At 68.9% G+C, this 1,857-nt stretch carries 2 protein-coding genes; one reads left to right on the top strand and one right to left on the bottom strand.

The features are described from left to right. Window positions 1-121: 121 nt before the first annotated feature. Window positions 122-454, bottom strand: coding sequence for a type II toxin-antitoxin system PemK/MazF family toxin (locus tag ABD330_RS32185; protein WP_344469859.1), 333 nt, complete (start codon window positions 452-454; stop codon window positions 122-124). A gap of 140 nt (window positions 455-594) precedes the next feature. Here ABD330_RS32185 and ABD330_RS32190 point away from each other — a divergent pair, with 140 nt between their 5' ends. Then, a complete protein-coding gene (locus ABD330_RS32190) occupies window positions 595-1,833 on the top strand; it encodes an IS701 family transposase (RefSeq protein ID WP_344469860.1) in 1,239 nt (412 codons plus the stop codon). Window positions 1,834-1,857 lie beyond the last annotated feature (24 nt).

Below are 1,857 nucleotides of genomic sequence, written 5' to 3' on the forward strand. Positions count from 1 at the left end.
TAGTACTCCAGCCGTAGATCGTGATCTTGCTGGTGAGGGGCGCCGCGGAGACGGGTGTGGCCACCGTTGATCAGCTGGACGAGATCGACCGCGCCATCGGCGGCGTCCGGTCCTTCTCCGCCTACTCGAGTCCTCCGAGACGAAGGGCATCCTTGAGCTCGCCGAGCTTCGTGGACGACAGGACTCCCGCCCGCTCGATCAAGTCTTCCCCGGTCAGGGTAACCAGCCAAGTGCAGGGGATAAGGCCTGGACGTGGGAGTGCGACTCTCAGGACGCCTTCGAGAGGCAGTCCTTCGGGGGCTCCTACTGCCACCTCGACGCCCACGCCGCTGATCTCGGTGCCGGCGGGAGCGACGACCTGCATCGCCCGGAACCCGGAGGCCTCTTCTCCAGACAGCAGTACGACCGGCCGCCGCTCGTCGAAATCTACCCACCAGACTTCGCCACGTTGCATATGTCCTCCTGCTGGTGGGGGCCGGTGGGGAGATGGGTGCGGCCACCGTTGATCATCGGTGTGTGAAGACAGAAGATCATGCGGTGGCCGCAGGTCACAGCGTAGACCCTGCCCGTTGGCAGGAGGCGTTCGAGGCCCTGATGGGCCGGATCGCGGGACGGTTCGCGCGGGTCGAGCCCCGGCGTCGGGTACGGCAGTTGGTGCTCGGGCTGCTGTCGGACCTGCCGCGCAAGAACTGCTGGACCATCGCCGAGTGGGTCGGCGAGGCGACTCCGGACGGGATGCAGCACCTGCTGGGCCGGGCCAAGTGGGATGCCGATCTGGTGCGCGACGAGGTGTGCGACTACGTGGTGGAGCATCTCCACGACGAACAGGCGGTGCTGGTCGTCGATGAGACCGGCGACGTGAAGAAGGGCACCCACACGGTCGGCGTCCAGCGCCAGTACACCGGCACCGCAGGCCGGATCGAGAACTCGCAGATCGCCGTCTACCTCGTCTACGCGGGCCGCCGCGGTCACGCCGCGGTCGACCGCGAGTTGTACATCCCACGCTCCTGGACGTCCGAGCCCGACCGCTGCCGGGCCGCCGGGCTCGGCGATCAGACCGCGTTCGCCACCAAGCCGGAGCTGGCCACCCGCATGATCGGCCGGTTCCTGGACGCGGGCCACCGGGCCCCGTGGGTGGCCGGCGACGAGGTCTACGGCGGCAACCCGAAGCTGCGGGCCGCACTGGAGGAACGCGGCTGCGGCTACGTGCTCGCCGTCGCCCGCACCCACGAAGTCCCCACTCACGCTGGGAAGTTCCGGGCTGACGCCCTGGCCAGGAAGCTGCCGAAGCGAGCCTGGCAGAAGCTGTCCGCCGGGGCCGGCGCCAAGGGGCACCGCTTCTACGACTGGGCTGTCATCAACCTCGCCCACCCCGGCCCCGGCAGCCACCAGCTGCTGATCCGCCGCAACCGCAGCACGGGCGAACTCGCCTTCTACCGCTGCTACTCGCCCCGTCCGGTGCCGCTGACCACGCTGGTGAGAGTGGCCGGATCAAGGTGGCGGGTGGAGGAGTTCTTCCAAGCCGGCAAAGGCCTGGCCGGGCTCGACGAGCACCAGGTCCGCCGCTTCGACTCCTGGTCCCGCTGGGTCACCCTCGCCATGCTCGCCCACGCCTTCCTGGCCGTCGTCCGAGCCGACGAACATGCCCGGCACCCCGGACCGGCCGACCTGATCCCGCTCACCTGCAACGAGATCCAGCGCCTGTTCACCACGCTCGTCGTCAAGCCGATCCGCGACGCGGCCCACCGGCTCGGCTGGTCCCACTGGCGCCGCCGTCACCAAGCCCGCGCCCAGGCCAGTCATTACAGCCGACAAGCCGCGAATCAGGCATGAAGATCACGATCTACGGCTGGAGTA

The sequence above is a fragment of the Kitasatospora kazusensis genome (genome assembly GCF_039529945.1).
GTDB classification, from domain to species: Bacteria; Actinomycetota; Actinomycetes; order Streptomycetales; family Streptomycetaceae; genus Kitasatospora; species Kitasatospora kazusensis.

Coding starts and splice junctions, on each gene's coding strand:
- ABD330_RS32185 (WP_344469859.1), bottom strand. CDS start 454: ATGCAACGTGGCGAAGTCTGGTGGGTAGATTTCGACGAGCGGCGGCCG.
- ABD330_RS32190 (WP_344469860.1), top strand. CDS start 595: ATGGGCCGGATCGCGGGACGGTTCGCGCGGGTCGAGCCCCGGCGTCGG.